At 63.6% G+C, this 24,661-nt stretch carries 23 protein-coding genes; 7 read left to right on the top strand and 16 right to left on the bottom strand.

All coding sequences use genetic code 11. The features are described from left to right. Positions 1–5: 5 nt before the first annotated feature. Both NKH97_RS09885 and NKH97_RS09880 read right to left on the bottom strand, forming a co-directional pair. Positions 6–446, bottom strand: coding sequence for a hypothetical protein (locus tag NKH97_RS09885; protein WP_023810125.1), 441 nt, complete (start codon positions 444–446; stop codon positions 6–8). Next, positions 446–1,699, bottom strand: coding sequence for a sarcosine oxidase subunit beta (locus NKH97_RS09880; protein WP_023810126.1), 1,254 nt, complete (start codon positions 1,697–1,699; stop codon positions 446–448). Before NKH97_RS09880 ends, NKH97_RS09885 begins: the two co-directional genes overlap by 1 nt. Before the next feature lie 269 nt (positions 1,700–1,968). On the opposite strand from NKH97_RS09880, the gene NKH97_RS09875 reads away from it, so the two are divergent. The 7 genes from NKH97_RS09875 to NKH97_RS09845 all read left to right on the top strand — a co-directional run bounded on the left by NKH97_RS09875 (position 1,969) and on the right by NKH97_RS09845 (position 7,556). Further along, complete coding sequence (locus tag NKH97_RS09875; protein WP_352796395.1) at positions 1,969–2,727, top strand: SDR family oxidoreductase; 759 nt, start codon at positions 1,969–1,971, stop codon at positions 2,725–2,727. A 108-nt stretch (positions 2,728–2,835) separates the two neighbouring features. Continuing rightward, the gene (locus NKH97_RS09870; protein WP_352440901.1) at positions 2,836–3,222 is read left to right on the top strand and encodes an SET domain-containing protein; all 387 of its coding nucleotides are present in this window, start codon (positions 2,836–2,838) and stop codon (positions 3,220–3,222) included. Between the two features lie 177 nt (positions 3,223–3,399). After that, entirely contained in the window at positions 3,400–3,678 is a 279-nt protein-coding gene (rpsU, locus tag NKH97_RS09865) for a 30S ribosomal protein S21 (protein WP_023810129.1), read from the top strand. 137 nt (positions 3,679–3,815) lie between these two features. After that, positions 3,816–4,658 carry a tetratricopeptide repeat protein gene (locus NKH97_RS09860; RefSeq protein ID WP_027037653.1) on the top strand — a complete coding sequence of 281 codons (843 nt, stop codon included), beginning with the start codon at positions 3,816–3,818 and terminating at the stop codon, positions 4,656–4,658. Between the two features lie 202 nt (positions 4,659–4,860). Further along, entirely contained in the window at positions 4,861–5,337 is a 477-nt protein-coding gene (locus tag NKH97_RS09855; protein WP_352796390.1) for a DUF992 domain-containing protein, read from the top strand. Positions 5,338–5,429: 92 nt separating this feature from the next. Continuing rightward, a complete protein-coding gene (locus NKH97_RS09850; protein WP_023810132.1) occupies positions 5,430–5,909 on the top strand; it encodes a DUF992 domain-containing protein in 480 nt (159 codons plus the stop codon). 210 nt (positions 5,910–6,119) lie between these two features. Next, positions 6,120–7,556: an MFS transporter gene (locus tag NKH97_RS09845; RefSeq protein WP_352774433.1), complete on the top strand. Its 1,437-nt coding sequence runs from the start codon at positions 6,120–6,122 to the stop codon at positions 7,554–7,556. Between the two features lie 12 nt (positions 7,557–7,568). Here NKH97_RS09845 and NKH97_RS09840 read toward each other — a convergent pair whose 3' ends face one another. The 14 genes from NKH97_RS09840 to NKH97_RS09775 form a co-directional block, all read right to left on the bottom strand. Next, the gene (locus NKH97_RS09840; protein ID WP_352629525.1) at positions 7,569–8,261 is read right to left on the bottom strand and encodes a response regulator transcription factor; all 693 of its coding nucleotides are present in this window, start codon (positions 8,259–8,261) and stop codon (positions 7,569–7,571) included. Next, positions 8,258–10,993 (bottom strand): DUF4118 domain-containing protein, encoded by a 2,736-nt coding sequence (locus NKH97_RS09835; RefSeq protein WP_352629527.1) that lies wholly within the window; start codon positions 10,991–10,993, stop codon positions 8,258–8,260. Before NKH97_RS09835 ends, NKH97_RS09840 begins: the two co-directional genes overlap by 4 nt. A 54-nt stretch (positions 10,994–11,047) precedes the next feature. After that, positions 11,048–11,614: a potassium-transporting ATPase subunit KdpC gene (gene kdpC / locus NKH97_RS09830; RefSeq protein ID WP_352629529.1), complete on the bottom strand. Its 567-nt coding sequence runs from the start codon at positions 11,612–11,614 to the stop codon at positions 11,048–11,050. Positions 11,615–11,688: 74 nt separating this feature from the next. Further along, positions 11,689–13,782, bottom strand: a complete 2,094-nt coding sequence (gene kdpB, locus NKH97_RS09825; protein WP_352629531.1) for a potassium-transporting ATPase subunit KdpB — start codon at positions 13,780–13,782, stop codon at positions 11,689–11,691. Then, entirely contained in the window at positions 13,779–13,994 is a 216-nt protein-coding gene (locus tag NKH97_RS09820) for a hypothetical protein (protein WP_352629533.1), read from the bottom strand. Before NKH97_RS09820 ends, kdpB begins: the two co-directional genes overlap by 4 nt. 7 nt (positions 13,995–14,001) lie before the next feature. Further along, a complete protein-coding gene (gene kdpA / locus NKH97_RS09815) occupies positions 14,002–15,705 on the bottom strand; it encodes a potassium-transporting ATPase subunit KdpA (protein ID WP_352629535.1) in 1,704 nt (567 codons plus the stop codon). Positions 15,706–15,726: 21 nt separating this feature from the next. Further along, a complete protein-coding gene (locus NKH97_RS09810) occupies positions 15,727–15,816 on the bottom strand; it encodes a K(+)-transporting ATPase subunit F (RefSeq protein WP_023810140.1) in 90 nt (29 codons plus the stop codon). A gap of 451 nt (positions 15,817–16,267) precedes the next feature. Beyond that, positions 16,268–16,570, bottom strand: coding sequence for a DUF982 domain-containing protein (locus tag NKH97_RS09805; RefSeq protein ID WP_023810142.1), 303 nt, complete (start codon positions 16,568–16,570; stop codon positions 16,268–16,270). A gap of 257 nt (positions 16,571–16,827) precedes the next feature. After that, positions 16,828–17,052: an alkylphosphonate utilization protein gene (locus NKH97_RS09800; protein ID WP_013529641.1), complete on the bottom strand. Its 225-nt coding sequence runs from the start codon at positions 17,050–17,052 to the stop codon at positions 16,828–16,830. Positions 17,053–17,214: 162 nt separating this feature from the next. Further along, positions 17,215–18,027 carry an NAD-dependent epimerase/dehydratase family protein gene (locus tag NKH97_RS09795; protein ID WP_352440892.1) on the bottom strand — a complete coding sequence of 271 codons (813 nt, stop codon included), beginning with the start codon at positions 18,025–18,027 and terminating at the stop codon, positions 17,215–17,217. A 3-nt stretch (positions 18,028–18,030) separates the two neighbouring features. Next, on the bottom strand, positions 18,031–19,233 hold the full coding sequence (locus NKH97_RS09790) for a pyridoxal phosphate-dependent aminotransferase (protein ID WP_352440891.1): 1,203 nt from the start codon (positions 19,231–19,233) through the stop codon (positions 18,031–18,033). Next, positions 19,230–20,849: a hydantoinase B/oxoprolinase family protein gene (locus NKH97_RS09785; protein ID WP_352440890.1), complete on the bottom strand. Its 1,620-nt coding sequence runs from the start codon at positions 20,847–20,849 to the stop codon at positions 19,230–19,232. Before NKH97_RS09785 ends, NKH97_RS09790 begins: the two co-directional genes overlap by 4 nt. After that, on the bottom strand, positions 20,846–22,939 hold the full coding sequence (locus tag NKH97_RS09780) for a hydantoinase/oxoprolinase family protein (RefSeq protein ID WP_352796380.1): 2,094 nt from the start codon (positions 22,937–22,939) through the stop codon (positions 20,846–20,848). The genes NKH97_RS09785 and NKH97_RS09780 overlap by 4 nt, the downstream gene beginning before the upstream one ends. Next, positions 22,936–24,606 (bottom strand): thiamine pyrophosphate-binding protein, encoded by a 1,671-nt coding sequence (locus NKH97_RS09775; RefSeq protein ID WP_352610266.1) that lies wholly within the window; start codon positions 24,604–24,606, stop codon positions 22,936–22,938. Before NKH97_RS09775 ends, NKH97_RS09780 begins: the two co-directional genes overlap by 4 nt. Between the last annotated feature and the right edge of the window lie 55 nt (positions 24,607–24,661).

Raw genomic sequence — 24,661 nt, 5'->3', positions numbered from 1 at the left:
GGTTCCTACAATTCGCCGTGGCCGACGTGGGCGCCCGCCGGTTGATCGCAAAGCTTCTGTCCCAAGGTCGCGAACGGTGCGACGAGCCGGATGCGCTCTTCCACGCTTGCAGCGGGACGAAACAGATCGCGGGACGCCATGTTGCCGAGGGTGAGCTGCATCGGATCGGTGGTGACGATGACTTGACGCGGCTGGAATGTCTCGGCCTCGTCGAGTCCTTCGGGTCGTCCCTCGAAGAACATCACCACTCTCTGGCCGCCACTCCAGACGCAGGCCAGCGTGCCGTCATCGACCGAAAACGGCCAGACGGTTTCGTTGCCGGTGCGGCTGATCGGCTGCGTGCGCACTTCGTCCGGCGAGGGAAAATGGAACATGCCCCGTTCCCCCGCCAGCACTTGTTCCCCCGCCAGCATCAGCGGCATCGCGACAGCCATCTGCGCCATCATCAGTGCGCCACCGCCGCCGCCGCCGCCTCGTCGATGAGCCGTCCGGTGCGGAAGCGCTCGATGGTGAAGGGCGCGTTGATCGGATGCGGATCGTCCCTGGCGATCGTATGGGCAAAGACATGGCCCGATCCCGGCGTCGCCTTGAAGCCGCCCGTGCCCCAGCCGCAATTGACATAGAGGCCGGGCACCGGCGTCTTGGCCAGGATCGGCGAGCGGTCGGGCGTGACGTCGACGATGCCGCCCCACGAGCGCAGCATCTTCATGCGCGTGAAGATCGGGAACATCTCGCAGATGGCGTCGAGCGTATGCTGCAATATGTGCAAGCCGCCGGTCTGCGAGTAGGAGACATACTGGTCGGTGCCGGCGCCGATCACCAGCTCGCCCTTGTCGGACTGCGAGATATAGGCGTGCACCGTGTTCGACATCACCACGCAGGGAACCACCGGCTTGACCGGTTCCGACACCAGCGCTTGCAGCGGATAGCTTTCCAGCGGCATGCGCACGCCGGCCATGTTCATGATGACGGAGGAATGGCCGGCGGCAACGACGCCCACCTTCTTGGCGCCGATGAAGCCGCGCGTCGTGTCGACGCCCATCACCGCGCCATTGGCCGCCCGCTTGACCCCGGTAACCTCGCAATTCTGGATAATGTGGACGCCGCGCGCCGAGGCGCCGCGCGCATAGCCCCAGGCAACGGCGTCATGACGGGCCGTGCCGCCGCGCCGCTGCAGCGACGCACCGACCACCGGATAGCGCGCCTCCTTGGAGGTGTTGAGCGGTGGGCAGAATTCCTTCGCCTGCTCCGGCGTCAGCCACTCATTGTCGATGCCGTTCAGCCGGTTGGCGTGAACGTGACGCTTCAGCACCTGCACGTCGTGCACATTGTGCGCGAGCATCATGACGCCCCGCGCCGAATACATGACGTTGTAATTGAGCTCCTGGCTGAGCCCGTCCCACAGCTTCAGCGCGTGGTCGTAGATGCCGGCGCTCTCGTCATAGAGATAGTTGGAGCGGATGATGGTGGTGTTGCGGCCGGTGTTGCCGCCGCCGAGCCAGCCCTTTTCCAGCACCGCGACATTGGTGATGCCGTGCACCGTGGCGAGGTAATAGGCGGTGGCCAGGCCATGGCCGCCGGCGCCGACGATGATGACGTCGTATTCTTTCCTGGGCTCAGGCGAGGACCACTGTTCCTCCCAGCCCTTGTGGCCGCGCATGGCTTCCCGGGCGATGGCGAATACCGAATATTTCTTCAACGTCCCAACCTCGCCCCAAAAAGGCTTCGCGAATGGCGGCCGGCGTTCGTTCGGTCCCGGCGCGCGAGGTGTATCACTAGCGAAACAGCGCTTCCACCCTTGCGCTGTTTGCGACGGCGCTTGCCGTTTTGCGCCGTGGTGAAAAAGACGCATCTGGTGCGTCGGCGCTTTCCAGCATCTTGGCACGTATCGGGTGGCTCGCCTTGCCTCGATCTGCGACCAAGCACCCCAACTGCCGGTCAGGCCGGCGCGAAGAAAAGGATGCAGAAATGTTCGCACTCGTAAACAAGATCGCCATCGTCACCGGCGCCAGTTCCGGCATCGGCCGGGCCTCGGCAAAACTCTTTGCCGAGGAAGGCGCCAAGGTCATCGTCGCCGCCCGCCGTCAGGCCGAGCTCGATACGCTCGTCGCCGAGATAGAAGACAATGATGGCGCGGCCATCGCGCTTGCCGGCGATGTCAGGGACGAAGCCTATGCAAAGGCCCTTGTCGATCTGGCGGTCGAAAAGTTCGGCGGGCTCGACATCGCCTTCAACAATGCCGGCGCCGTTGGCCGGATGGGGCCGATTTCGGACCTGCCGCTGGAGGGATGGCGCGAGACGCTCGACACCAACCTCACCAGCGCGTTTCTCGGCGCCAAATACCAGGTGCCGGCAATGATCGAGCGCGGCGGCGGTTCGCTGATCTTCACCTCCACCTTCGTTGGTCACACAGTCGGCATGCCCGGCATGACTAGTTATGCCGCGAGCAAGGCCGGCCTGATCGGACTGACACAGGTGCTGGCCGCCGAATACGGCCCGAAAGGCGTGCGGGTCAACGCGCTGCTGCCCGGCGGCACCGACACACCGGCGGCAACCTTCAAGACCCCGGAATCACGGGTTTTCGTCGAAGGCCTGCATGCTTTGAAGCGTATCGCGATGCCGGAGGAGATCGCCCGCTCGGCACTTTATCTCGCCTCCGACGCCTCGAGCTTCACCACCGGAGCGGCTCTGTTTGCCGATGGCGGCGTGTCGATCAACCGGACGTGAAGATTCCAGCGGCGGGATGCATGCTCATAACCGCCAGGCAAACGGCCGCTCTTGATTTTACGCCGCGATTTGGCGATTCCGTTTATGTCCAAAAGCGGGTCTGGAACCATGATGCTGATCAGAACCTATGTGACTGCGAGTGCGATCGAAGGTGTCGGCGTGTTCGCCGCGGAGCCGATCAGGAAAGGCGCTTCGATCTGGCGGCTCGATCCGGATTTCGACCGGCTGATCCCCATGGACAAATACGAGACGGCACCCCCGCATCTCAGGGAGCTGCTCGACCGCTATGCCTATCCGAGCCCGGACCGGCCAGGTTTCCTGGTCTATGAAGTCGACAATGGCCGCTTCATGAACCATTCCAGCAATCCGAATACGGATTTTTCGCAATATGGCGGGGCCACCGCGACCCGCGACATCGCCGTGGGCGAGGAGATCACCTGCGACTACGGCGAGTTCTTCGAGGATTTCGAGCTGCTGCACCTCGCGACGGCCTAGTCGGCTCCTTATATCAAGGCAAACAGACGGCGGCTGGCCCCGCAAATTCATTTCCGCTGTGGACAGCGCGGCATGATTCTGCTATCAGCCGCCACAATTCGTGGTGTAAACCGCCGCGGAGGCTAGTGGCTATGGCCGCTTGCCTGTTGATATCAAACCCGAAAGACAGGATTGCCCGTGCAGGTACTCGTCCGCGACAATAACGTTGATCAGGCGCTTCGCGCTCTCAAGAAGAAGATGCAGCGCGAAGGCATTTTCCGTGAAATGAAGATGCGCGGTCACTACGAGAAGCCGTCCGAGAAGCGCGCCCGCGAAAAGGCTGAAGCCGTTCGCCGCGCCCGCAAGCTGGCCCGCAAGCGCGCCCAGCGCGAAGGCCTGCTGCCGATGACGCCGCGCCCGGTCGCTGCTGGCGCCGCCGGCGGTGCAGGTGGCGCTCCGCGTCCGCCGCGGTTCTAACGCCAATTTTTCGTCCTTTTCGAAGGATATCAGAGGTGGCGCGATGTGGAATCGCCGCCACCTTTTTGTTTGATGTGACCGGTCCGGAGGGGGAGCCGGACCTGAACGACGCGGCTTGAAGTGAGGACAGGGCAGACATGAACGCAACAAGCGTGGAGCGCGGGACCGCATTGCGTGGTTTCGCCCTGACAGCAGCCCTGCTCTCCGGACTGGCGCTTGCCGGCTGCCAAACGGCAGGCCCGACCGGTGAATTCAACAACATCGACAAGGCGCAAGGGTCGAGCGAGAACATTTCCTCGCTGTCGGGGGTCATCCAGCGCAATCCCCAGGATCCCGAAGGCTACAATGTGCGCGGCTCGGCCTATGGCCGTGGCGGTCAGTACCAGGCGGCGCTCAAGGATTTCAATCAAGCCATCCAGCTCAATCCGAATTTCTTCCAGGCCTATTCGAATCGCGCGCTCATCCAGCGCTTCCTCGGCAACCAGGAAGCCGCGCTGGCGGACTACAACCGTTCGATCCAGATCAACTCGAACTATGACGCCGCCTATATCGGCCGCGGCAATCTCTACCGCAAGGCGGGTCGCACCCAGGACGCCTTCAACGACTTTCAGAAGGCGATCCAGCTCGATACGACCGACGCGCGCGCCTACCACAATCGAGGCCTGATCTATCAGAGCCAGGGCCAGCACAAATTCGCCATCGAGGACTTCTCGACCGCCATCTCGCTGGCGCCGGACGCCGCCGAACCCTACAATGGCCGCGGCCTCTCCTATCTGGCGACCAACGACGAAGACAATGCCTTCTCCGATTTCAACATGGCGATCAAGCTCGACGGCAGGAATGCCGAGGCCTGGTCCAACCAGGCGCTGATCTATGAGCGGCGCGGCGACAAGGCGAAGGCCGCGAAATCCTATAAGGAAGCCGTTCGCCTCGACCCTACCTACCAGCCGGCCAAGGATGGCCTCGCCCGCGTCAGCTGATCTCGGTTTCGGCTTCCCATACAAATCCGCATGACATCCAAGTGCCGCGGGATTCTTTGCGTGTCCGAAAGGACGCACTTCGCAACCGCGCATTAACCCCGGCAGGAGGCTTTCGGCCCCTGCCTTGATCGCGCCAAGTTTTCGGCGGAACGGTCTACCCACCCAAGCCGTTGTTGAAAGTATTTTGCGAAAGGACCCTCCCATGATCAAGAAACTCGCCTGCGCCGCTGCCCTCGCCACGACGATGTTCGCGGTGGCTCCGGCCAGCGCCGGCAAGCTGCAACTCGGCACGCTCGATTGCACCATCGACGGCGGCACCGCTTATATCGTCGCTTCCAACAAGGGCGTGTCCTGTGTCTTCCGGCCTCATCATCACGGGCCGTCCGAGGTTTACACAGGCGTCATTTCCAAGATCGGCCTCGATGTCGGCCAGACGCATCAGGGCCAGCTCGTCTGGGCCGTGCTGGCTGCGGCCCGGGACAGTGACGGAGGCGATCTCGCCGGCAGCTACTACGGTGTCAACGCCGAAGCGAGCGTGGTGACCGGCGGCGGCGCCAATCTGCTGGTTGGCGGCCTGGACAGCGCCTTCATGCTGGAGCCGCTCAGCGTCCAGGCGCAGACCGGCGTCAACCTTGCCGTGGCCGTGACCTCGCTCCAGTTGATCCATTCATTCAAGTGATTGCATGGAGCCGTGCGCTCCATGCCCCTCACTCCGCGGCGCGGAACCAGATAGGATGGTTCCGCGCCGTTTGATTTTGGAGGGGAACCATCATGCTGAAGACAGCCATAGCTGCCGCCATGTTCACCACGCTATCCGGAGCGGTGCAGGCGCAGGACCGAGGCATGGAAGTCGGTACGCTTGACTGCGCCATAGGCGGCGGCACCGGCTTCATCTTCGGCTCGAGCAAGGATCTGAGCTGCACCTTTAACCCCGCCGACAAAAGCTTCGCGCCGGAAGCCTATTTCGGCGCTGTCAACAAATACGGCCTCGACATCGGCACGACGAAGCAGACGGTCATGCAGTGGATCGTGCTGACGCCGCTGAAGAACATCTATGCGCCGGGTGCGCTGGCCGGCGACTACATCGGCGCCAGCGCGGAGGTGACGGCCGCCGTCGGCGCCGGCGCCAATCTGCTGGTCGGCGGCTCCTCTCAGGCCTTCACCTTGCAGCCGCTCAGCTTGCAGACGCAGACCGGCATGAACCTCGCGATCGGCGTCAGCCAATTCCAGCTGCGCAGCACCGAGAACTGATCGCGCAACGAACCCGCAACCGGAAAGGCTGCCGCGCGAACGATCTTCAAAAAAACCGCTTGAGCTCAACCCCGGTTGAGGTTTTACAAACCTGCCCCGAACGCCACAACGCCTCGATCCGGCGCTGTCGATTCGCATGGTCCTGCCGGAAACCCGTACTGGCTTCTGGCGTGCTGCGCTGGCGTCGAGATATGCAAGACAGGGGTGGAAATGACCGAGATCAGCACGAACAGGGTCGACTGGCGCTTATTGTGGGCAAGCGGCGACCTGGCGCGCTTCTGCTTCATCAGCCTCGGCATCCTGCTGCACGCCACCAACGAGACGATGGTGGCAACGGTGATGCCGGCCATGGTCGGCGAACTGGCGGGCGTACAGCTCGTCGGCTGGTCGCTGGCGATCTACGAACTCGGCGCCATCGTTGCCGGCGCAGCCGCCGGACGACTGGTGAGTTATGTCCCCTTGCGCACCAACATGGTGGTCGCCGCGCTGCTCTACGCAGCAGGCGCGCTGATATGCGCCACCTCGCCTTCCATGCCACTGTTCCTCGCCGGCCGCCTGATCGAAGGACTTGGCGGCGGTGCGCTGGTGTCGCTGGCCTTCGTCTCGGTCGAACGACTGTTCTCGCGCGCCATCTGGCCGCAGCTTTTCGGCATCATGTCGGCGATCTGGGGCGTCGCCGCCTTCAGCGGACCATTGCTCGGCGCGATCATGACCGAGCTGTTGTCATGGCGCTGGGCCTTCGGCATCTTTACTCTCGGCGGCACTGCCATGGCGCTGGCAAGCTTCATCGTGCTCGACACGCCGCAGGCGACGAAACCCAAGACGAGCACGGGCAAGGCGCCGCCCTTCCCGTTCGCGGCCCTTGGCTGCCTTGCCGTCGCCGTGGTGTTGATTGCCTCGGCCGGCGTCGACATCGCCTTGCTGCGCTCTTCGCTGCTGATGGCCTTCGGCCTGATAGGCCTGGTGCTGTTCTTCACCATCGACGCGCTGAAGCCGCGTTCGCGGCTGTTTCCGGCGCGGCTGTTCTCGTGGCGCACGCCGGTCGGCGCCGGCATGACCATGGCTGCCGCCTTTTCGGTGGCGACCTGTTCCTTCGGCGTCTACGGGCCGCTGTTGCTGACCAGTCTTCACGACATTCCGCTGCTGACCACCGGCTACATCATCGCCGCCGAATCGATCGCCTGGTCGATCCTGTCGATCCTGGTCGCCAACGCGCCGCCGCAGCGCGAGCGGCTGATCATCGTCGGCGGCGCGGTGATGATCGCGGCCGGCATCGCAGGCTTTGCGTATGCGATACCGCTGGGCTCCATTCCGCTGATCCTGATCTGCGCCCTGCTGCAAGGCGGCGGCTTCGGCGTGGCCTGGCCCTTCCTCACGCGCGTCATCGTGGCCTCCGCGCCGGAGGGCGAGCAGACCATCGCCTCGGCGGCGGTGCCGACCATGCAGCGCATCGGCTATGCCGTGGGCGCCGCACTCGCCGGCATCGTCGCCAACGCCAGCGGCTTTTCGCAAGGTCTGAACCACGACGCGGCGGCGAATGTCGCGTCGTGGTTGTTTCTTGCCTTCGTGCCGCTCGGCATTGTCGGCTGCCTCGCGGCCTTGCGGGTTTCCAGACCGCTTGGCCAGCCACGGGAAGCTATCGGCTAAAACCTGGCCTGCTCACTCGACCTCGCGCAGGCGGTAGCCGACGCCGGTCTCGGTGGTGATGTAGCGCGGCTGGTCGGGGCTCTTCTCGATCTTCTGCCTGAGCTGCCGCACATAGACCCTGAGATACTGCACGTCGGTCGAGTCGCCCCAGACCTGCTTCAACAGGAAATGATGGGTCAGCACCTTGCCGGCGTGCTGCACCAGCATGCGCAGGATGTCGTATTCCTTCGGCGAGAGCTTTACCTCCTTGCCCTCGACCTTGACGATGCGCCTGACCAGGTCGACGCTGAGATCGCCGGTCTGGAAAATCGGCTTCTCGCCCTGCTGCTGGAACTTGTGGCGAAGCGCCACCCGAATGCGGGCGACCAGCTCGTTCATGCCGAAGGGTTTGGTGACATAGTCGTCGGCGCCGAGTTCCAGGGCCTGGACGATACCGGCCTCGTCGGTCCGGCTGGACAGGATGACCACTGGAATGTCGAGACCATCGTCGCGCCATTTGCGCAGCAGCTCATGGCCGCTCATGCCGGGCAGCCCAAGGTCGAGCAGGACGAGGTCCGGCTTCTCCGCCTCCATCAGCTCGATCGCCACCTTCGCGTTCGGCGCCTCGCTGACCGCATAACCTTGGCTGCCGAGCCCGACGCGCAGCAGCTTGCGGATCGGCGGCTCGTCATCGACGACCAATATCCTGACGTTCGAGTTTGTCATGCCAGGTCACCCACATCGTGGTCGTCGGTATTCGAAGCGTCGAAATTGGGCGGATTTGCCGGCCTGGGCATTTTGATGGTGAACACCGCGCCCGAACCGTCGGTCCGGTTTGCCGCCATGATCGTGCCACCCATCGCTTCGACGAAGCCGCGGCAGATCGACAGGCCGAGCCCCGTACCGGCGCGGATCTGGTCGCCCTTGCGCACTCGATAGAACGTGTCGAAAATCCGTTCCAGATCGCCGGGAGGAATGCCTGGCCCTTCATCCATGATTTGCAGCAGGACGGAGCCATTGTCGGTCCAACCCTGCATGCGAATCGTCGAGCCTGCCGGGGCATATTTCGCCGCATTGTCGAGAAGATTGAACAACGCTTGCTCGAACAGCACCGGGTCGACCTTCAACATCGGCAAATCCTTGGGGATGTCGGTCTCGATCTTGTGCTCGCCAATGATTTTCCTGGCCCTTTGCAAGGCGGAGCCGACGATGTCGCCGACATAGTGAAAGGCGTAGTTCGGCTCCATCGCGCCGGACTCGATCTTGGTCATGTCGAGCAGATTGGCGATGAAGCGGTTCAACCGCTCGGATTCGTCCAGCACCGTCGACAGCAGTTCGGCCCGGTCCGGTTCGGGAAGCGCGACTGAAAAATCCCGCAGCGTGCCAGCCGCGCCCATGATGGCAGCGAGCGGCGTTTTCAGATCATGGGAAATGGAGGTGAGCAGCGCCGAGCGCAGCCTGTCCGCCTCGGCCGCGAGCTTGGCACGGTCGACGTCAGCAACCAATTGAATACGTTCGATGGCGACCGCCGCCTGGTCGGCCAGTGCGTCAAGCAGCCGCTGCTGCTCGGGCGTCAGCAGCGGACCCTGCTTGTCGTTGTCCAGGCCGACGACCCCGATGGCCGTGCGCCCCGTCCGCAAGGGCAAATAGAGGCGCTTGGCGCCTGGAAGCGTGTCGGCGCCGCGACCCGCGGCACGATTGTGCTCCCAGGCCCAGCGGGCGGCGGCGATGTCGGCTTCGGCCAGCGTGTCGTCGGGCGGATAGCCGGCCTTGACGGTGATGGTCCCGTCTTCCGGCAAAAGCAGCACCACCCGCAGCTTCAGCATCGAGGCGATCTGGAAGGCCGTGGCCCAAAGGACGTCGTCGAGCGTGCCGGCGCCGGCGAGCTTCTTTGAAAAGAGGTAGATGTCTTCCGTGGCCCGCGCCCGCGAGCGGGCGGCGACCGCCTGGCGCTGCACGCGCGCCGTCAGATTGCTGGCGATGACCGCAACGACGAGAAAGACGCCAAGCGCGACGATGCTCTCCGGATCCCGGATCGTCAGCGTATAACGAGGCTCCAGGAAGAAATAATTGAAAGCAAGGGCGCTGGCGAAACAAGCGTACAGAGCCGGCCACAGACCGCCGGTTACCGCCGATGCCAGTACGCCGATGAGAAGAATGATCGCCAGGTTGCGAACGTCGAGAAACTGGTCGAGAACGACGGCGAAGGCGAGCGAACCGATGACAAAGGCCGTGGCCTTGAGATAGGGCCAGATCTCGAACTGCCACTGCTCGTCCGCCGCCTTGACACTCCTCGACGTCACCTCGGCGTTGCGTTCGGTTCCTGAAATGACATGGACGCTGATGTCACCGGCGTTGCGGATGAGATCGTAGGTGAGCGAGCCTTCGATCAATTCCCGCCAGCGCGACCGGGTCGGCCTGCCGACCACGATATGGGTGAAATTGTTCGCCGTCGCATGGCGAACAATGTCCTGCGCGATGTTCTGACCGGGAATGGTGGTCACCTCGGCGCCGAGCTGTTCGGCAAGCCGCAGGTTCGTAGCGAGCCGATCCTTGTCCGCTTCGGGCATGCTGGCCGAGCGAGGGCTGTCGACATGCAGCGCCGTCCACGGGGCACGGAGCCGGTCGGCCAACCTGCGCGCGTAGCGAATACGCGCCGCCCCGCCCGGACGCGCGTCGACGCAGACGAGTACCCTTTCCCCCGCAGCCCACGGTCCAGGAATGGCGTGGGCCTGCATATGGATCAGCAACTGGTCGTCGACGCGCTGCGCGGTGCGGCGCAGCGCCAGCTCCCTGAGCGCCGTCAGATTGCCCGGCGAGAAATAGTTCTCGATCGCGCGCTGCGCGGTGTTGGGGAAATAGACCTTGCCTTCCTCGAGCCGCTTGATCAGGTCGTCGGGAGTGAGATCGATGATCTCGACATCGTCGGCCTGGTCGATGATGGAATCGGGAACCGTCTCGCGAACCCTGACCTTGGTGATCTGGGCGACAACGTCGTTCAGGCTTTCGACATGCTGGATGTTGAGCGTCGTGTAGACGTCGATGCCGTGCGTCAGGATTTCCTGGACGTCGAGATAGCGCTTGGGATGGCGGCTGCCGGGCGCATTGGTGTGGGCGAGTTCGTCGACAAGAACCAGCGCCGGGCGCCGGGCGAGGATGGCGTCGATGTCCATCTCGTCGAGGATGCGCCCCTTGTAGTCGACCTTGCGGCGGGCAATGACCTCATAACCCTCGACCAGGGCCAGTGTCTCCTTGCGCCCATGCGTCTCGACGACACCGATCACCACATCCACGCCGTCGGTCAGCCTGGCGCGGCCCGACATCAGCATCTCATAGGTCTTGCCTACGCCGGGAGCGGCACCCAGGAATATCCGCAGCCGGCCGCGACCTTCCCGCTCGGCATGGTCAAGCAGTGCGTCGGGAGAAGGTCTGGCGTCGTTGTTTCTGTCGTCCGGCATCGGGACCGATCATGGATGGCGCCGGAGATACTGTCGATCCCCAGCCCGCACCATTCACTGTTTCGCGGCGTCCAGCGCAAGGTTGAGACCGAGCACATTGACCACCGGTTCGCCCATGAAGCCGAGTTCCCTGCCCTCGACCTGACTGTCGACAAGCGCCTTGACCTTGGCTTCATCGATCCCCCTGGCCTTGGCCACCCTGGCGACCTGGAAGTAGGCTGCTTCGGGACTGATATCGGGATCGAGGCCACTGCCGGACGTCGTCACCAGGTCCATCGGGACGGGCTGGTTCGGATTCTCCGCCTTCAGTCTTTCCGCATCGCCCTTGATGCGGTCGATCAGCTTGGGATTGGTCGGGCCGAGATTGCTGCCGCTCGAGGCGGCGGCGTTGTAGCCGTCGCCGGCGGCCGAGGGGCGGCCATGGAAATACTTGTCGCTGGCAAAGCCCTGGCCGATCAGTTCGGAGCCGATAACCTTGCCATCCTTCTCGATCAGACTGCCATTGGCCTGGCGCGGGAAGATCGCCTGGGCGATGCCGGTCATGCCGATCGGATAGATCAGGCCGGTCAGGACCGTGAAGAAGACGATCATGATGATCGCGGGTCTTATCTGGGTGAGCATGGAGATGTTCCTCAAAGCAATTCCAGGAAAAGTGTGAAGCGGTTTTCCGTCCGGAATTGCGTTAAAACAAAGAGTTAAGCGAGGCCAAGCGCGGTGACGATCATGTCGATCGCCTTGATGCCGACGAACGGCACGATGAGGCCGCCGAGGCCGTAGACGAGAAGATTGCGGCTGAGCAGCGCGCCGGCGCCGATGGCGCGGTATTTGACGCCCTTCAGCGACAGCGGGATCAGCGCGATGATGATCAGTGCGTTGAAGATGATGGCCGACAGGATGGCGCTTTGCGGCGTCGCCAGATGCATGACGTTGAGTGCCTGCAGCGGGCCGGTCGTTTGTCCCGGTGCGACGTAGAAGACGGCGAACATCGCCGGAATGATGGCGAAATACTTGGCCACGTCGTTGGCGATCGAGAAGGTCGTCAGCGAGCCCCGCGTCATCAAGAGCGCCTTGCCGATCTCGACGATCTCGATGAGCTTGGTCGGATCGCTATCGAGATCGATCATGTTGCCGGCTTCGCGCGCTGCGACCGTGCCGGTGTTCATGGCGACACCGACATCGGCTTGTGCGAGGGCTGGCGCATCGTTGGTGCCGTCGCCGCACATGGCCACCAGCTTGCCCTTGGCCTGTTCGTCGCGGATCAGCTTCAGCTTGTCCTCCGGTGTGGCCTGCGCGAGGAAGTCGTCGACGCCGGCTTCCGCGGCGATCGCCGCCGCCGTCATCGGATTGTCACCGGTGATCATCACCGTGCGGATGCCCATGCGGCGCAGTTCGGTGAAACGCTCGCTGATGCCGCCCTTGACGATGTCCTTGAGGTGGACGACGCCGAGCAGGCGCCCGTCGCGTTCGACCGCCAGCGGCGTGCCGCCGGACTTGGCGATCTCGTCGGCGATGGACTGGAGATCGCGGATGGATTCGCTGCTTGGGCGCGTGCCATGGGCGGCGGCTGCCGACTGGTTGACATGGGCAAGCACGGAATCGACGGCGCCCTTGCGCACCGATGAACCATCGATGTCGACGCCGCTCATACGGGTCTGCGCTGTGAAGGGCACGAAAGTGGCGTGCAGCGTTGCCATGTCGCGGGCGCGGATGGCGTATTTCTCCTTGGCCAGAACGACGATGGAGCGGCCTTCCGGCGTCTCGTCAGCGAGCGAGGCAAGCTGGGCCGCGTCGGCCAGTTCCTGTTCGGTGACGCCCTTGACCGGGCGAAACTGCGTCGCCTGGCGGTTGCCTAGTGTGATCGTGCCGGTCTTGTCGAGCAGCAGCGTGTCGACGTCGCCTGCGGCTTCCACGGCGCGACCCGACATGGCCAGCACGTTGAATCGCACCAGACGGTCCATACCGGCGATGCCGATGGCCGAAAGCAGCGCGCCGATCGTGGTCGGGATCAAGGTGACGAACAGCGCCACCAGAACGGTCACCGAGATATAGCCGCCCGAGTAGGAGGCAAAACTCGGGATCGTCGCGGTGGCCAGCACGAAGATCAGCGTCATGCCGACGAGCAGGATGTTGAGCGCGATCTCGTTCGGCGTCTTCTGGCGCTCGGCACCTTCGACCAGTGAGATCATGCGGTCGAGGAAGGTATGGCCGGAGGCGGCGGTGATGCGGACGCGGACCCAGTCGGACAGCACCTGGGTGCCACCGGTGACCGCCGAACGGTCGCCACCGGATTCGCGAATGACCGGCGCGGATTCGCCCGTGATCGCAGCCTCGTTGACCGAAGCAACGCCTTCGATCACTTCGCCGTCGGACGGGATGATGTCGCCGGCCTCGACCAGCACGGCATCGCCGACCTTGAGGCTGGTGCCGGGCACGAGTTTGTATTTGGTGCGGTCTTCACCGCTCAAAAGCTTGGCCTGGGTCTCTGTGCGTGCCTTGCGCAGCGAATCCGCCTGCGCTTTGCCGCGGCCTTCTGCGACCGCTTCGGCGAAGTTGGCGAACAGCACGGTAAACCAAAGCCAGATGATGATCTGCAGCGTGAAGCCGAGATTGCCGCCTCCGGTGACCAGGTCCTTGACGAACAGCACCGTGGTGAGCGCCGAGACGACGGCAACGACGAACATCACCGGGTTCCTGGCCAGCGTGCGCGGGTCGAGCTTGCGGAAGGCGCCGCCAATGGCGGGAAGCAGGATGCTGGCATCCATGATGCTGGCTGATTTCGAGTTGCTCATTTTGAAGCTCCGGCTTCGGTGTTGTTGGACGGCACCGGATGATCGGATGCCGAAAAGAGATAGGGCGGCCCGTAGGCCAGCAGCCAGAGGACGAGCATGACTGCCGCAAGGCCGAGAAACGTCGACAGGGTCGGGAAAGGAGGAGGTCTCTCCTCCTTTCCGGGATCGTCCCTGTGGCCGACCTTGCGGCGCATGGCATTGAACCAGGACATGACGGTCTCAGAAGGTCTGCCCGTGAGCCATCGCCAGGTGCTCGATGATCGGCCCGACGGCGAGCGCCGGGAAGAAGGTGAGGCCACCGACGATCAGGATGACGCCGACCAGCAGCCCGACGAACAGCGGGCCATCGGTCGGGAAGGTGCCGGCGGAAGCCGGAACCGTTTTCTTCGCCACCAGCGAGCCGGCAATGGCCAGCGCCGGGATGATGACCAGGAAGCGGCCCATCAGCATGCCGATGCCGATCGTGATGTTGTACCAGGGCGTGTTGCCGCTGAGGCCGCCAAAGGCCGAACCGTTGTTGGCCGCCGCCGAAGTGTAGGCATACAGAACCTCGGAGAAGCCGTGCGGGCCGGCATTGCCCATCGACGCCACGCCGGTCGGCAGCACGACGGCGATGGCCGTGAAGATCAGCATCGCCAGCGGCAGGCATAGTATGGCCAGCATAGCCATCTTGACCTCCTTGGCCTCGATCTTCTTGCCGAGATATTCGGGCGTGCGGCCGACCATCAGGCCGGCAACGAAGACGGCAACGACGATGTACATCAGGATGCCGTAGAGACCCGCGCCGACACCGCCGACGATGACTTCGCCAAGCTGCATGTTGATGATCGGGATCATGCCGCCGAGCGCGGTGAACGAGCCGTGCATGGCGTTCACCGCGCCGCAGGAAGCGGCCGTGGTGATGACGGCAAACAGCGCCGACAGGGCGGTGCCGAAACGCGTCTCCTTGCCCTCCATGTTGCCGCCGTCGATGCCCAGCGCATGCACCAGCGGATTGCCGGCGGCTTCCGCCCAATAGCAGATGGCGACACCGGCGATGAACATGACGCCCATGGCCGAGAGGATCGCCCAGCCCTGACGCTGGTTGCCGATCATGCGGCCGAAGACGTTGGTCAAGGCGGCGCCGATGGCGAAGATCGACACCATCTGGATCAGGTTGGAGATCGCGTCGGGGTTCTCGAACGGGTGCGCGGCGTTGGCGTTGAAGAAACCGCCGCCATTAGTGCCGAGCATCTTGATGGCCACCTGCGAAGCGACCGGGCCGACGGCGATGGTCTGCTGCGCGCCTTCCAGCGTCGTGGCGTTGACGTAGGCGCCGAGCGTCTGCGGCATGCCGAGCCAGACATAGACCAGCGTCAGCACGATGCAGAACGGCAGAAGCAGATAGAGTGTGGAGCGGGTCATATCGACCCAGAAATTGCCGATCGACTTGCCGGAGGCCCGCGCAAAGCCGCGGATCAGCGCGATGGCGATGGCAATGCCGGTGGCCGCCGAAACGAAGTTCTGCACCGTCAGCCCGGCCATCTGCACGAGATAGGACATCGTGCTCTCGCCACCATAGTTCTGCCAGTTGGTGTTGGTCATGAAGCTGGCGGCGGTGTTGAAGGCCAGCCCTGGTTCAACCGCTGTCATGCCGGCAGGATTGTAAGGCAGGCTGCCCTGCAGACGCTGCAGGGCATAAAGCACCAGGAAGCCGGCGAGGTTGAAGAGCAGCAGGGCGACCGCGTAGGTGGTCCAGTGCTGTTCCTCGCGTTCGCTGGTTCCGCAGATACGATAAAGCCCGCGCTCAAGCGGGCGAAGGACCGGCGAAAGCAGCGTGCGGTCGCCGTTGAAGACGCGGTACATGTAGCCGCCGAGCGGCTTCACCAGCAATATGACGATCCCGCAATAGACCAGGATCTGTATCCAACCGTTCAGTGTCATGGCTGTGGGCTTTCCGTGCCTTCAGAAGCGTTCTGGACGAACGAGGGCGTATGTCAGATAGGCGAGCAGGAACAGCGTAACGCCGCCACCGAGAATATAGTCGATGATCATTTTTTCAGCCTCGCTCTAGAGCGCGTCACAAGCTTTGATGTAGGCGAAACAAAAGGCGAAGAACAAAATTCCGATCCCGATAACAGCTATATCCATTGTGTTTATTCCTTTTGTTCTTTTGCACTTTGCGAATTTGACAGGAGAGTTCGCAATATATCGGAAGTGGCCCGTCGCATCTTTGGCGACGGAACCGGTTGTGTTTCTGAAAGGAATATGGACCCGATCGCCATAAAGGTTCGAGACAGGGCGCAGTGGAAAGAAATAGGAATGTCATAAAGATTTTTGCGCGGGCTCTTCCCAACACTCCACCCAGGGATTTTCGCCCAAGGCACACGGCCAACCACAGGATTGCGATTTCCTTGCGAGCTGCCGGAAACGGGAAAGCCCGGCTGGGGGCCAGCCGGGCTTTCTATGGTGGTGTGGCTTCAGCCGCCACGGGGAACATCAATCTTCAGGCGGCGTAGCCGCCATAACCACGCGCAACGGCGTGCACGCCCGCCACCGGCTCGAGGTCCGGCCACAGGATGCCCGCGGCTTGCGCGAATTCGAGCAACGCCCGGCGCGCCTGCTCGACGCTCACATAACCTGGAACGGCCAGATCACATGCCTTCACCGCATTTCGGTAGAGCGGGCCGCGGCGGGAGGTGGTCCAATTGGTGAGGAAATCGTGCATTTCGGCCAGCGAGGCAATCTCGCGCTTGAAGCCGAGGCCGACCGACAGTGCGACCGGTGAATGAAACAGCTTGTCGTGCATGAAGCGGGCTCCTGGTTTTTTCGCGCGCTTGGAGAGATATCCGGGCGGGTCCGCGAACGGGACGCCGTGAAACGCGCGGAGCGGCAGGAGGTTCCAGACTTAGGTCTTGGCGGTTTTTTGTGCCTGGTCGGCGAAATCATCAATTTTACAGCGCAACTGTCGGGTGCCGGACGCTCAACGGCTCCGCAGCCCGCTTGGCGACGGCAGGCTTTCCAAAATCCCGAAGGAACCATCGAGATCGCTTGCCGCCTTGAGGCTTACGCCTTCTTCACGAACTCGGTCTTGAGCACCAGGCCTTTCACTTGCTTGGTGTTGCATTCGATCTCGCCGGGATTGCCGTTCAGCCGGATGGCCTTCACCAACGTGCCGCGCTTGATCGTCTCCGAAGTGCCTTTGACTTTGAGGTCTTTGATCAGCGTGACGGAATCGCCGTCATTCAATTGAGCGCCATTGCTGTCGCGCACGATTACATCGTTCGGCATGCCATCTCCTGTGATTTGGATCCCACTACCAGATCAGGTGAGAATCCCAAAACCGATGACGACCGCCGACAACCTGCTCGATCTCCGCCACCATGCGTGAATCCATCGCCTGCCGCATCTCGGCTTCCGGTCTGCGCCATCTAGCGGATGGTATTTCGATAGCTACGCCCGCTTGTCGTCCGGATGGCCAAGCTCGCAGAACCACCCGCCCAGATACTTCACCGATGGCGCCTTGGGATCCGGAATCTGCGTCTTCGCCTCGACCGCTGCGCGGAACGGCTCGGCACTATCCTGCGGAGAAAACCCCAGATGGTTGGCGCCGCTGTTGTCGACCGTTTTCACCTTGTTGTCGGAAAGGCCGAAGGAGATCGTATGGCCGACGCGCGGCGCGGTGAGAGCTGCCTCGACCAGACGCACACAGTCGGCGAAGGAGAGGTATGACCACAGCATGCGACGGTCCGCCGGTTCGGGGAAGGATGAAAAGATGCGCAGGCACGCCGTCTCGATGCCGAACTTGTCCCAGTAAAGCCGGCTCAGGCTCTCGACGAAGTTCTTCGACACGCCATAGAGGCTGTCGGGACGGACCGGCACGTCGACGCCGATATGCGCCTCGACCTCGTGATAGCCGACGGCATGTACGGAGGAGGCATAGATGACTCGTTTCACGCCGTGTTTCCGGGCGCCCTCGTAGATGTGATAGGAGCCGCGGATGCTGGAGTCCAGGATGGTTTGCCATTCGCATTCGAGTGGTGCGCCGCCGAAATGCACGATCGCGTCGCAATCCTTGGTGGCGGCAATCGTCGCCTCCATATCAGCGAGGTCGAAGACCGCTTCTTCCTCGTGTAGAGCAAGATCGCCGAACGGTTCGCGGCCTGCCAGGCGGATCGTTTTTGCCAGCGGCACCAGCCCCTTTCGCAGTTCCGAACCGAGGCGGCCGGCTGCGCCGGTGATCAGGATGCGTTCGTAATGCGGCATGATCTACTCCACTTGCGCGACGGCGGCGTTGATGCGCGCGATCGCTTCGGTCAGCACCTCTTCGCCGGTCGCGGTCGAGATGCGGAAATAGGGTGAAAGTCCATAGGCGGCGCCCGGCACCGAGGCCACGCGCCCTTCGTTCAGGAGATAATTCGCCACTGCCGTGTCGTCATCGAGCACGACGCCTTTTGGGGTCCTGCGGCCGATCAGGCTGGCGCAGCCGATATAGGCATAGAAGGCGCCTTCCGGTGGCGAAAGCGTAAGACCGTTGATTCGCCTGATGCCGTCGACGACGAGATCGCGGCGCGCCTCGAACGCCTGCCGAAAGCGTGCCACCTCGTCCTGGGGGCCGTTGAGCGCGGCCACCGTCGCCGCTTGCGCGATCGAGCAGACGGACGTGCAGGACTGGCTCTGGATGGTCGCCATCGCCCTGGTGAGCGGCGCCGGCCCGGCGGCATAGCCGACACGCCACCCGGTCATCGCATAGGATTTGGAGACGCCGTTGACGATCAGGGTGCGGTCCCTGAGTTCCGGGCAAGCCTTGCCGAAGGAGACGAAGTCGCGTCCGTCGAACAGGATGTGCTCGTAAATCTCGTCGGAAAGCACCAGCACCTGCGGATGCCTTGCCAAAACCGCTCCGAGTGCCCGCAGGTCCGATTGCGAATATATGGCGCCGGAGGGGTTGCCGGGCATGTTGAGGAACAGCCATTTCGTCCTTGGCGTGATGGCTTTTTCGAGCAGCTCCGGCGTCAGCCGGAAGCCCGAAGTTTCCGGGCACTCGATAACGACAGGCGTGCCGCCGAGCAGCTTCACCATCTCGGGATAGGAGACGAAGTAGGGCGCCGGCAGGATCGCTTCGTCACCAGACTCCAGCGTCGCCATCAGCGCGTTGAAGATGATCTGCTTGGCGCCATTGGCCACGACGACGTCGTCCGCCGTGTAGTCCAGTCCGTTTTCGCGGCGGAACTTGCCGGCCACGGCTTCGCGCACCTCGGCCGTGCCGGCGGCACCCGTGTATAGCGTCTGGCCGGCCTTCGCGGCGAAATGCGCCGCTTCGATGATGTGGCTCGGTGTCGGGAAATCCGGCTCGCCCAAGCCAAGATCGATCACGTCGACGCCCTTGGCGCGCAGGGCCTTGGCTGCTTGCGAAGCAGCCATGGACGCCGAAGGCTTCACCGCAGACAGGCGCGAGGCAATGTAGCTCATTTGCCGTTCTCCGAAATGTATTCCTTGGAGCGGTCGTTCGCCCGCGCCTCGGTGCTGCGCTTGGACGGATCGCCATAGCCGCCGCCGCCCGGCAATTGGAGGATCAGCCGACGGCCGGCCGGAACATGCTGCCAACCTTTGGGTCGCATCTGCGTGCCATCGTCCAGCCTGACCACGCCGGCCACTCCAGGCCCGCCGCCGTTGCGCCCGTGGGCGGGATGATTGACGCGGTCGAACATGGCCGAAAAGTCGAATTCATGGCCCTCGATCGCCTCGATTTCGATAACCTGCCCGAGCCCGCCGCGGAACTCGCCGTCGCCGCCGGAATCGGGCCGCAGCTCCTTGCGCCAGATGACGATCGGGCCGGTGTGCTCCGTTGCCTCGATCGGCATCGTATGGACGCCGGAGGGGAAGGCCGTCGCCGACAATCCGTCGAGGCCGGGGCGCGCGCCCATGCCGCCGGAATTGAACATCAGCACCTCGGCGCGGCGGCCCGAACCGCCGGAGACCGGCCGAACCGAGATATGGATGTTCCACAGTGCGCCGGCGCCCTCGGCAAGAATCTTGCCGGGCATCGCCTTGGCGATCGCGCCGAGCACCAGATCGGGAACCATGTGGCCGAAGATGTGCCTGAGCGCCACCGGCGCCGGCCGCACGGCGTTCAGGATGTTGACCGGAGACGACACGGTGAAGAAGGCGAGCGACGCGGCATTGTTAGGAATATCGGGCGCCACCACGCATTTCAACGCGTAGCAGGCATAGGCCTTGCTGTAGATGATCGGGCAGTTGATGCCCCATCGGCTCATCGGGTCGGTACCGGTGAAATCGACCTCGACGCCGGCGTCCCGAACCGTGACGGTCGCCGCGAGCTTCACCGGCTTGTCGTAGCCGTCGGTCACCAGCGCGTTCGACCAGCTGCCTTTGGGCATCGCCTTGATGCGTTCGACCATGGCGTCGCGGGTGCGCGAGAAGATGAACTCGCCAAGCCCGTCCAGCGATGCCAGGCCGATCTCCTTCATCATGTCGACGAGGCGTCGGTGGCCGACTTCGTTGCAGGCGGCGAGCGAATAGAAATCGCCGACGACCTGGTTCGGCTCGCGGACGTTGGCGCGCAGGATCCTGACGAGATCGAAATTGACCTTGCCCTTCTCCGCGAACTTCATGATCGGGATCTGGATACCTTCCTCGTAGACCGACTTGCCGTCAGCGCCGAAGCCGCGCCCACCGACATCGACCACATGCGCAGTGCAGGCGAAGAACGCAACCAATTCGCCGTTCAGGAACGACGGCGACACCATGGTGATGTCGTGCAGGTGGCCCGTGCCCAACCAGGGGTCATTGGTGACGTAGGTGTCGCCCTCGAACATGGTTTCGCGCGGGATTTCATTCATGAAATGCAGCACCGCCTCGGCCATGGTGTTGACATGGCCGGGCGTTCCCGTCACCGCCTGTGCCAGCATCTGGCCGCGGGGATCGAACACGCCCGCCGACAGGTCGCCGGATTCGCGCACCGATGTCGAGAAAGCCGTGCGCAGCAAGGTGAGGGCCTGCTCCTCGACCACCGAGATCAACCGGTTCCACATAACCTGCATGCGGATTTCACTGATGTCGCTCATGCCTGGCTGCCTTTGCGGATCAGAAGGATTGCGCCGTCGCTCTGGATGACGGCGTCGAAGCTCGTGGTGACGACGGTGGACGTCTCGCGTTCGACGATGATGACCGGGCCCGCCACCCGATCGCCGGTGCACAGCCCCTCCCGTTCGACGATGCCATAGGTCCGTGGCGCACCGCTGGCCGGATCGAACACCGCGCGGCTTGTTGCCGGCTGAGTGGTCCGCTTGCCGGTGATCAGCTCGTGCCTGGCGACAGCAGGCCGGACATCCGTCGCCTTCACGGACCAGGTGACGATCTCGATTTCCAGGCCGCCAAGTCCTTCGATGGCGCGGCCGAAGAAGCGTTGGTAATTCGCCTGGAACAAATCCTCGAGCGTGGTTGCGGCATCGTTGCCGAACGGCTTGTCCGGCAGCGGCACGGGGATTTCCCAGCCCTGGCCGGCGTAGCGCATGAAGGCGGTGATTTCGCATGTGATCGTACCGTTGGCCCCTGCCCGCACGAAGCTTTCGGCTGACACTTTGAGGTCGTCGAGCAAAGCATTGGCCTCGGCCGGCTTGAACTGCGACAGCCGCGTCAGCCGGGATGCCAGGGCTTCGTAGCCGAACGGAGCCTTGAGGAAGCCGATCGCCGATCCGACGCCCGCGCCCTTGGGGACGATGCACTGGTCGATACCGAGTTTCTCGCAAAGCCTCGCGGCGTGAAGCGGGGCCGCGCCACCGAAGGCGATCATCACGTTGTCGGAAATGTTTTTGCCGTTTTCGACGGCATGGACGCGGGCGGCATTGGCCATGTTCTCGTCCACCACCTCGCAGATGCCGAAGGCCGTCGCCATGGCATCGAGCGACAGGCGTTCGCCGACATCGCGCAGGATCGCCTGTTCGGATGCGGACGTGTCCAGCCTGATGGCGCCGCCGGCGAAATTGTCGGGATCGAGCTTGCCGAGCACCAGGTCGGCATCTGTGATGGCCGGGCGCCTGCCGCCGCGGCCGTAGCAGGCCGGGCCAGGTTCCGATCCGGCACTTTCGGGACCGGTCTGGATGCGGCCCATGGCGTCGACCCAGGCGATCGAGCCGCCGCCGGCGCCGATCTCGATCATCTCGATCACGGGAATGGAGATCGGCATGCCGGAACCTTTGCAGAAGCGATAGGTACGCGCCACTTCGAAGGTTCTGGCGGTGCGTGGCGCATAATCCTCGATCAGGCAGATCTTTGCAGTGGTGCCGCCCATGTCATAGGAGACGACCTTTTCCAGGCCGAATCGCCTGGCGATGTCGGCGGCGAAGATGGCGCCGCCGGCCGGGCCGGACTCGACGAGGCGCACGGGAAATTCCGAGGCCGTCTCCACCGAGATCAGACCGCCGCCCGAATGGATCATGAAGACCGGGCACTCGGCGCCCATCTCCTTCAAGCGGGTCTGGAAACGCGCGAGATAGTCCGCCATCTGCGGCCGCACATAGGCGTTGGCGCAGACCGTGTTGAAGCGTTCGAACTCGCGCATCTGCGGCGAGACTTCGGCGCTGATCGAAATCGGGATGGCAAGCTTGCGGGACAGGATAGCGCGTGCCCGGCGCTCATGATCAGGGTTGGTGTAGGCGTGGATAAAGCCGATCGCCACGGAGCCGAAGCCGCCGGCCGCGATCCGGTCGGCAATGCCTTCCAGGGCGGCTTCGTCGAGCGGCTGAAGCTCCTGGCCTTCCGCGCCGATCCGGCCCTTTACCGTGAAACGGTGCTCGCGCGGGATTAGCGGCGCCGGCAGCTGCAGGTCGAGGTCATACTGCTCGAAGCGGTTTTCCGTGCGCATCTCGATGACATCGCGGAACCCCTCGGTGGTGACCAGCGCGGTCTTGGCGCCACGGCGTTCGATGAGCGCATTCGTCGCCAGTGTCGTGCCGTGGATGATGATGCCGATCTCGGCAAGCGCGATACCGGCATCGCGCGTGACGACGGCAATGCCGTCCAGGATCGCCTGCTCGGGCGCCGCATAATTGGTCAACACCTTGGTGGAGAAGATCGTTCCCCTGAGGTCGAGCGCGACGTCGGTGAACGTGCCGCCGATGTCCGCGCCGAGACGGATGTCGTCTTTGGAGGTCATGCCTTGGCCTTCTGGGAAGCGAGCGCGGCGTCACGCATCTGGGAAAGGGTCTGTCGGGGCGTCAGCGCTTCGGGAGATATGGCGATGTCGAGGACCGCTCCCGTCACGGATCCGAGCGCCCGATCGAACGCCGCCGCGAAATCGCGCGTCGCCTCGACCCGCTCGGCATGGAAGCCATAGGCCTTTGCCAGTGTCACGAAATCAGGGTTTTCGAGCGACGTGGCCGAAACGCGCGCCGGATAGTGGCGCTCCTGATGGGCGCGGATCGTGCCGTAGATGCCGTTGTTGAGGATCAGCACGATCGGCTGCGCGCCAGCCTGCATGGCGGTTCCGAGTTCCTGGCAATTCATCTGGAAGTCGCCGTCGCCGGCAAAGCAGACGACCGTGCGTTCTGGAAACGCAACCTTGGCGGCAATTGCCGCCGGCAGGCCGTAGCCCATGGCGCCAGACTGCGGGGCGAGCAGCCGTGCGTCCGGCCCGAACTTGAAGAACTTGTTCGGCCAGACGGTGAAATTGCCGGCGCCGTTGGTGAGAATGACGTCGGCAGGCAGGTTTTCGCGCAGCCAGGCGCTGACCTCCACCATGTCCACCGGGCCGGGCTGGACGGGCGCGCCGAATGTCCCTTCATAGGCTTTGCGGGCCGTCGCGCGCCAGTCCGCCCAGCCGCCTTTGACGGGCGTCAACGCCCGGGCAAAAGCGTTCGGCCCGGCATGGATACCGATGGCCGGCACATAGATCTTGCCGATCTCGCGATCGGAGCCATGGACATGGATCAGTTTCTGGCGCGGCAACGGCACGGACAGCAGCGTATAGCCGTCCGTGGTCATCTCGCCGAAACGCACATTGACGGCCAGGATCACGTCGGCGTCGCGGAGCAGGGCTTTGACATGCGCCACCATGCCGACGCCGGCCTCGCCGACAAAGACCGGCGAATGGTTGTCGAACTGGTCCTGATAGCGAAAGGCCGCCACGACAGGGATGTCGGAAACCTCTGCGAAAGCCTGTAGCGCCGCGCGTCCGTCCACGGTCCAGTTGGCGCCGCCCATGAGCAGGACCGGCCTCTCGGCCTTGGCCAGCAGCCTGAAGGCCGAAGCGATCGCTTCCGGCGCCGGCGCCGGCTCGAAAATGGCCACCGGTGCGCTGAGCGGAGCCGCTTCGGTCATGGTGGTCAGCATGTCCTCGGGCAGCGCGACCACGACGGGACCAGGTCGTCCGGTCAATGCGGTCGTCCATGCCCGCGCCACAATCTCGGGCAGGCGCGCGACATCATCGATCTCGACCGCCCATTTGGCGACCGTGCCGAACACCGCCCGGCAGTCGATTTCCTGAAACGCTTCGCGGCCCTTCATGTCGGTGCCGACCTGGCCGACGAACAGGATCATCGGCGAACTGTCCTGCATGGCCGTGTGAACGCCGATGCTGGCGTTGGTGGCGCCTGGGCCGCGCGTCACGAAACAGATGCCTGGCGAGCCGGTAAGCTTGCCGTAGGCCGAGGCCATGAACGCCGCGCCGCCTTCATTGCGGCAAAGCGTGTAGTCCAGCTTTCCCTGCGTGTCGTGCAGCGCGTCCAGGACGGCCAGATAACTTTCTCCGGGCACGCCGAAGCTCCTGGTCGCGCCAAGCCCGATCAGGCACTCGACGAGAAGGCGGCCGCCATTGCGGATCATGCTTCGACATCCTCACTTTGGCGGCAGGTCGATCGAGCCTGCCTTCGGTTCATAG

The organism is Mesorhizobium sp. M0870, assembly GCF_040319775.1.
Classification (GTDB): Bacteria; Pseudomonadota; Alphaproteobacteria; order Rhizobiales; family Rhizobiaceae; genus Mesorhizobium.
The sequence above is the reverse complement of the archived record's forward strand: the minus strand, read 5'-3'. Positions and strand labels throughout refer to the sequence as shown.

Bases quoted from the DNA above. Each gene is read 5' to 3' on its own strand.
- NKH97_RS09885 (WP_023810125.1), bottom strand. From the start codon at position 446: ATGATGGCGCAGATGGCTGTCGCGATGCCGCTGATGCTGGCGGGGGAA.
- NKH97_RS09875 (WP_352796395.1), top strand. From the start codon at position 1,969: ATGTTCGCACTCGTAAACAAGATCGCCATCGTCACCGGCGCCAGTTCC.
- NKH97_RS09870 (WP_352440901.1), top strand. From the start codon at position 2,836: ATGATGCTGATCAGAACCTATGTGACTGCGAGTGCGATCGAAGGTGTC.
- NKH97_RS09860 (WP_027037653.1), top strand. From the start codon at position 3,816: ATGAACGCAACAAGCGTGGAGCGCGGGACCGCATTGCGTGGTTTCGCC.
- NKH97_RS09855 (WP_352796390.1), top strand. From the start codon at position 4,861: ATGATCAAGAAACTCGCCTGCGCCGCTGCCCTCGCCACGACGATGTTC.
- NKH97_RS09850 (WP_023810132.1), top strand. From the start codon at position 5,430: ATGCTGAAGACAGCCATAGCTGCCGCCATGTTCACCACGCTATCCGGA.
- NKH97_RS09845 (WP_352774433.1), top strand. From the start codon at position 6,120: ATGACCGAGATCAGCACGAACAGGGTCGACTGGCGCTTATTGTGGGCA.
- NKH97_RS09840 (WP_352629525.1), bottom strand. From the start codon at position 8,261: ATGACAAACTCGAACGTCAGGATATTGGTCGTCGATGACGAGCCGCCG.
- NKH97_RS09835 (WP_352629527.1), bottom strand. From the start codon at position 10,993: ATGCCGGACGACAGAAACAACGACGCCAGACCTTCTCCCGACGCACTG.
- kdpC (WP_352629529.1), bottom strand. From the start codon at position 11,614: ATGCTCACCCAGATAAGACCCGCGATCATCATGATCGTCTTCTTCACG.
- kdpB (WP_352629531.1), bottom strand. From the start codon at position 13,782: ATGAGCAACTCGAAATCAGCCAGCATCATGGATGCCAGCATCCTGCTT.
- NKH97_RS09820 (WP_352629533.1), bottom strand. From the start codon at position 13,994: ATGTCCTGGTTCAATGCCATGCGCCGCAAGGTCGGCCACAGGGACGAT.
- kdpA (WP_352629535.1), bottom strand. From the start codon at position 15,705: ATGACACTGAACGGTTGGATACAGATCCTGGTCTATTGCGGGATCGTC.
- NKH97_RS09810 (WP_023810140.1), bottom strand. From the start codon at position 15,816: ATGATCATCGACTATATTCTCGGTGGCGGCGTTACGCTGTTCCTGCTC.
- NKH97_RS09805 (WP_023810142.1), bottom strand. From the start codon at position 16,570: ATGCACGACAAGCTGTTTCATTCACCGGTCGCACTGTCGGTCGGCCTC.
- NKH97_RS09800 (WP_013529641.1), bottom strand. From the start codon at position 17,052: ATGCCGAACGATGTAATCGTGCGCGACAGCAATGGCGCTCAATTGAAT.
- NKH97_RS09795 (WP_352440892.1), bottom strand. From the start codon at position 18,027: ATGCCGCATTACGAACGCATCCTGATCACCGGCGCAGCCGGCCGCCTC.
- NKH97_RS09790 (WP_352440891.1), bottom strand. From the start codon at position 19,233: ATGAGCTACATTGCCTCGCGCCTGTCTGCGGTGAAGCCTTCGGCGTCC.
- NKH97_RS09785 (WP_352440890.1), bottom strand. From the start codon at position 20,849: ATGAGCGACATCAGTGAAATCCGCATGCAGGTTATGTGGAACCGGTTG.
- NKH97_RS09780 (WP_352796380.1), bottom strand. From the start codon at position 22,939: ATGACCTCCAAAGACGACATCCGTCTCGGCGCGGACATCGGCGGCACG.
- NKH97_RS09775 (WP_352610266.1), bottom strand. From the start codon at position 24,606: ATGATCCGCAATGGCGGCCGCCTTCTCGTCGAGTGCCTGATCGGGCTT.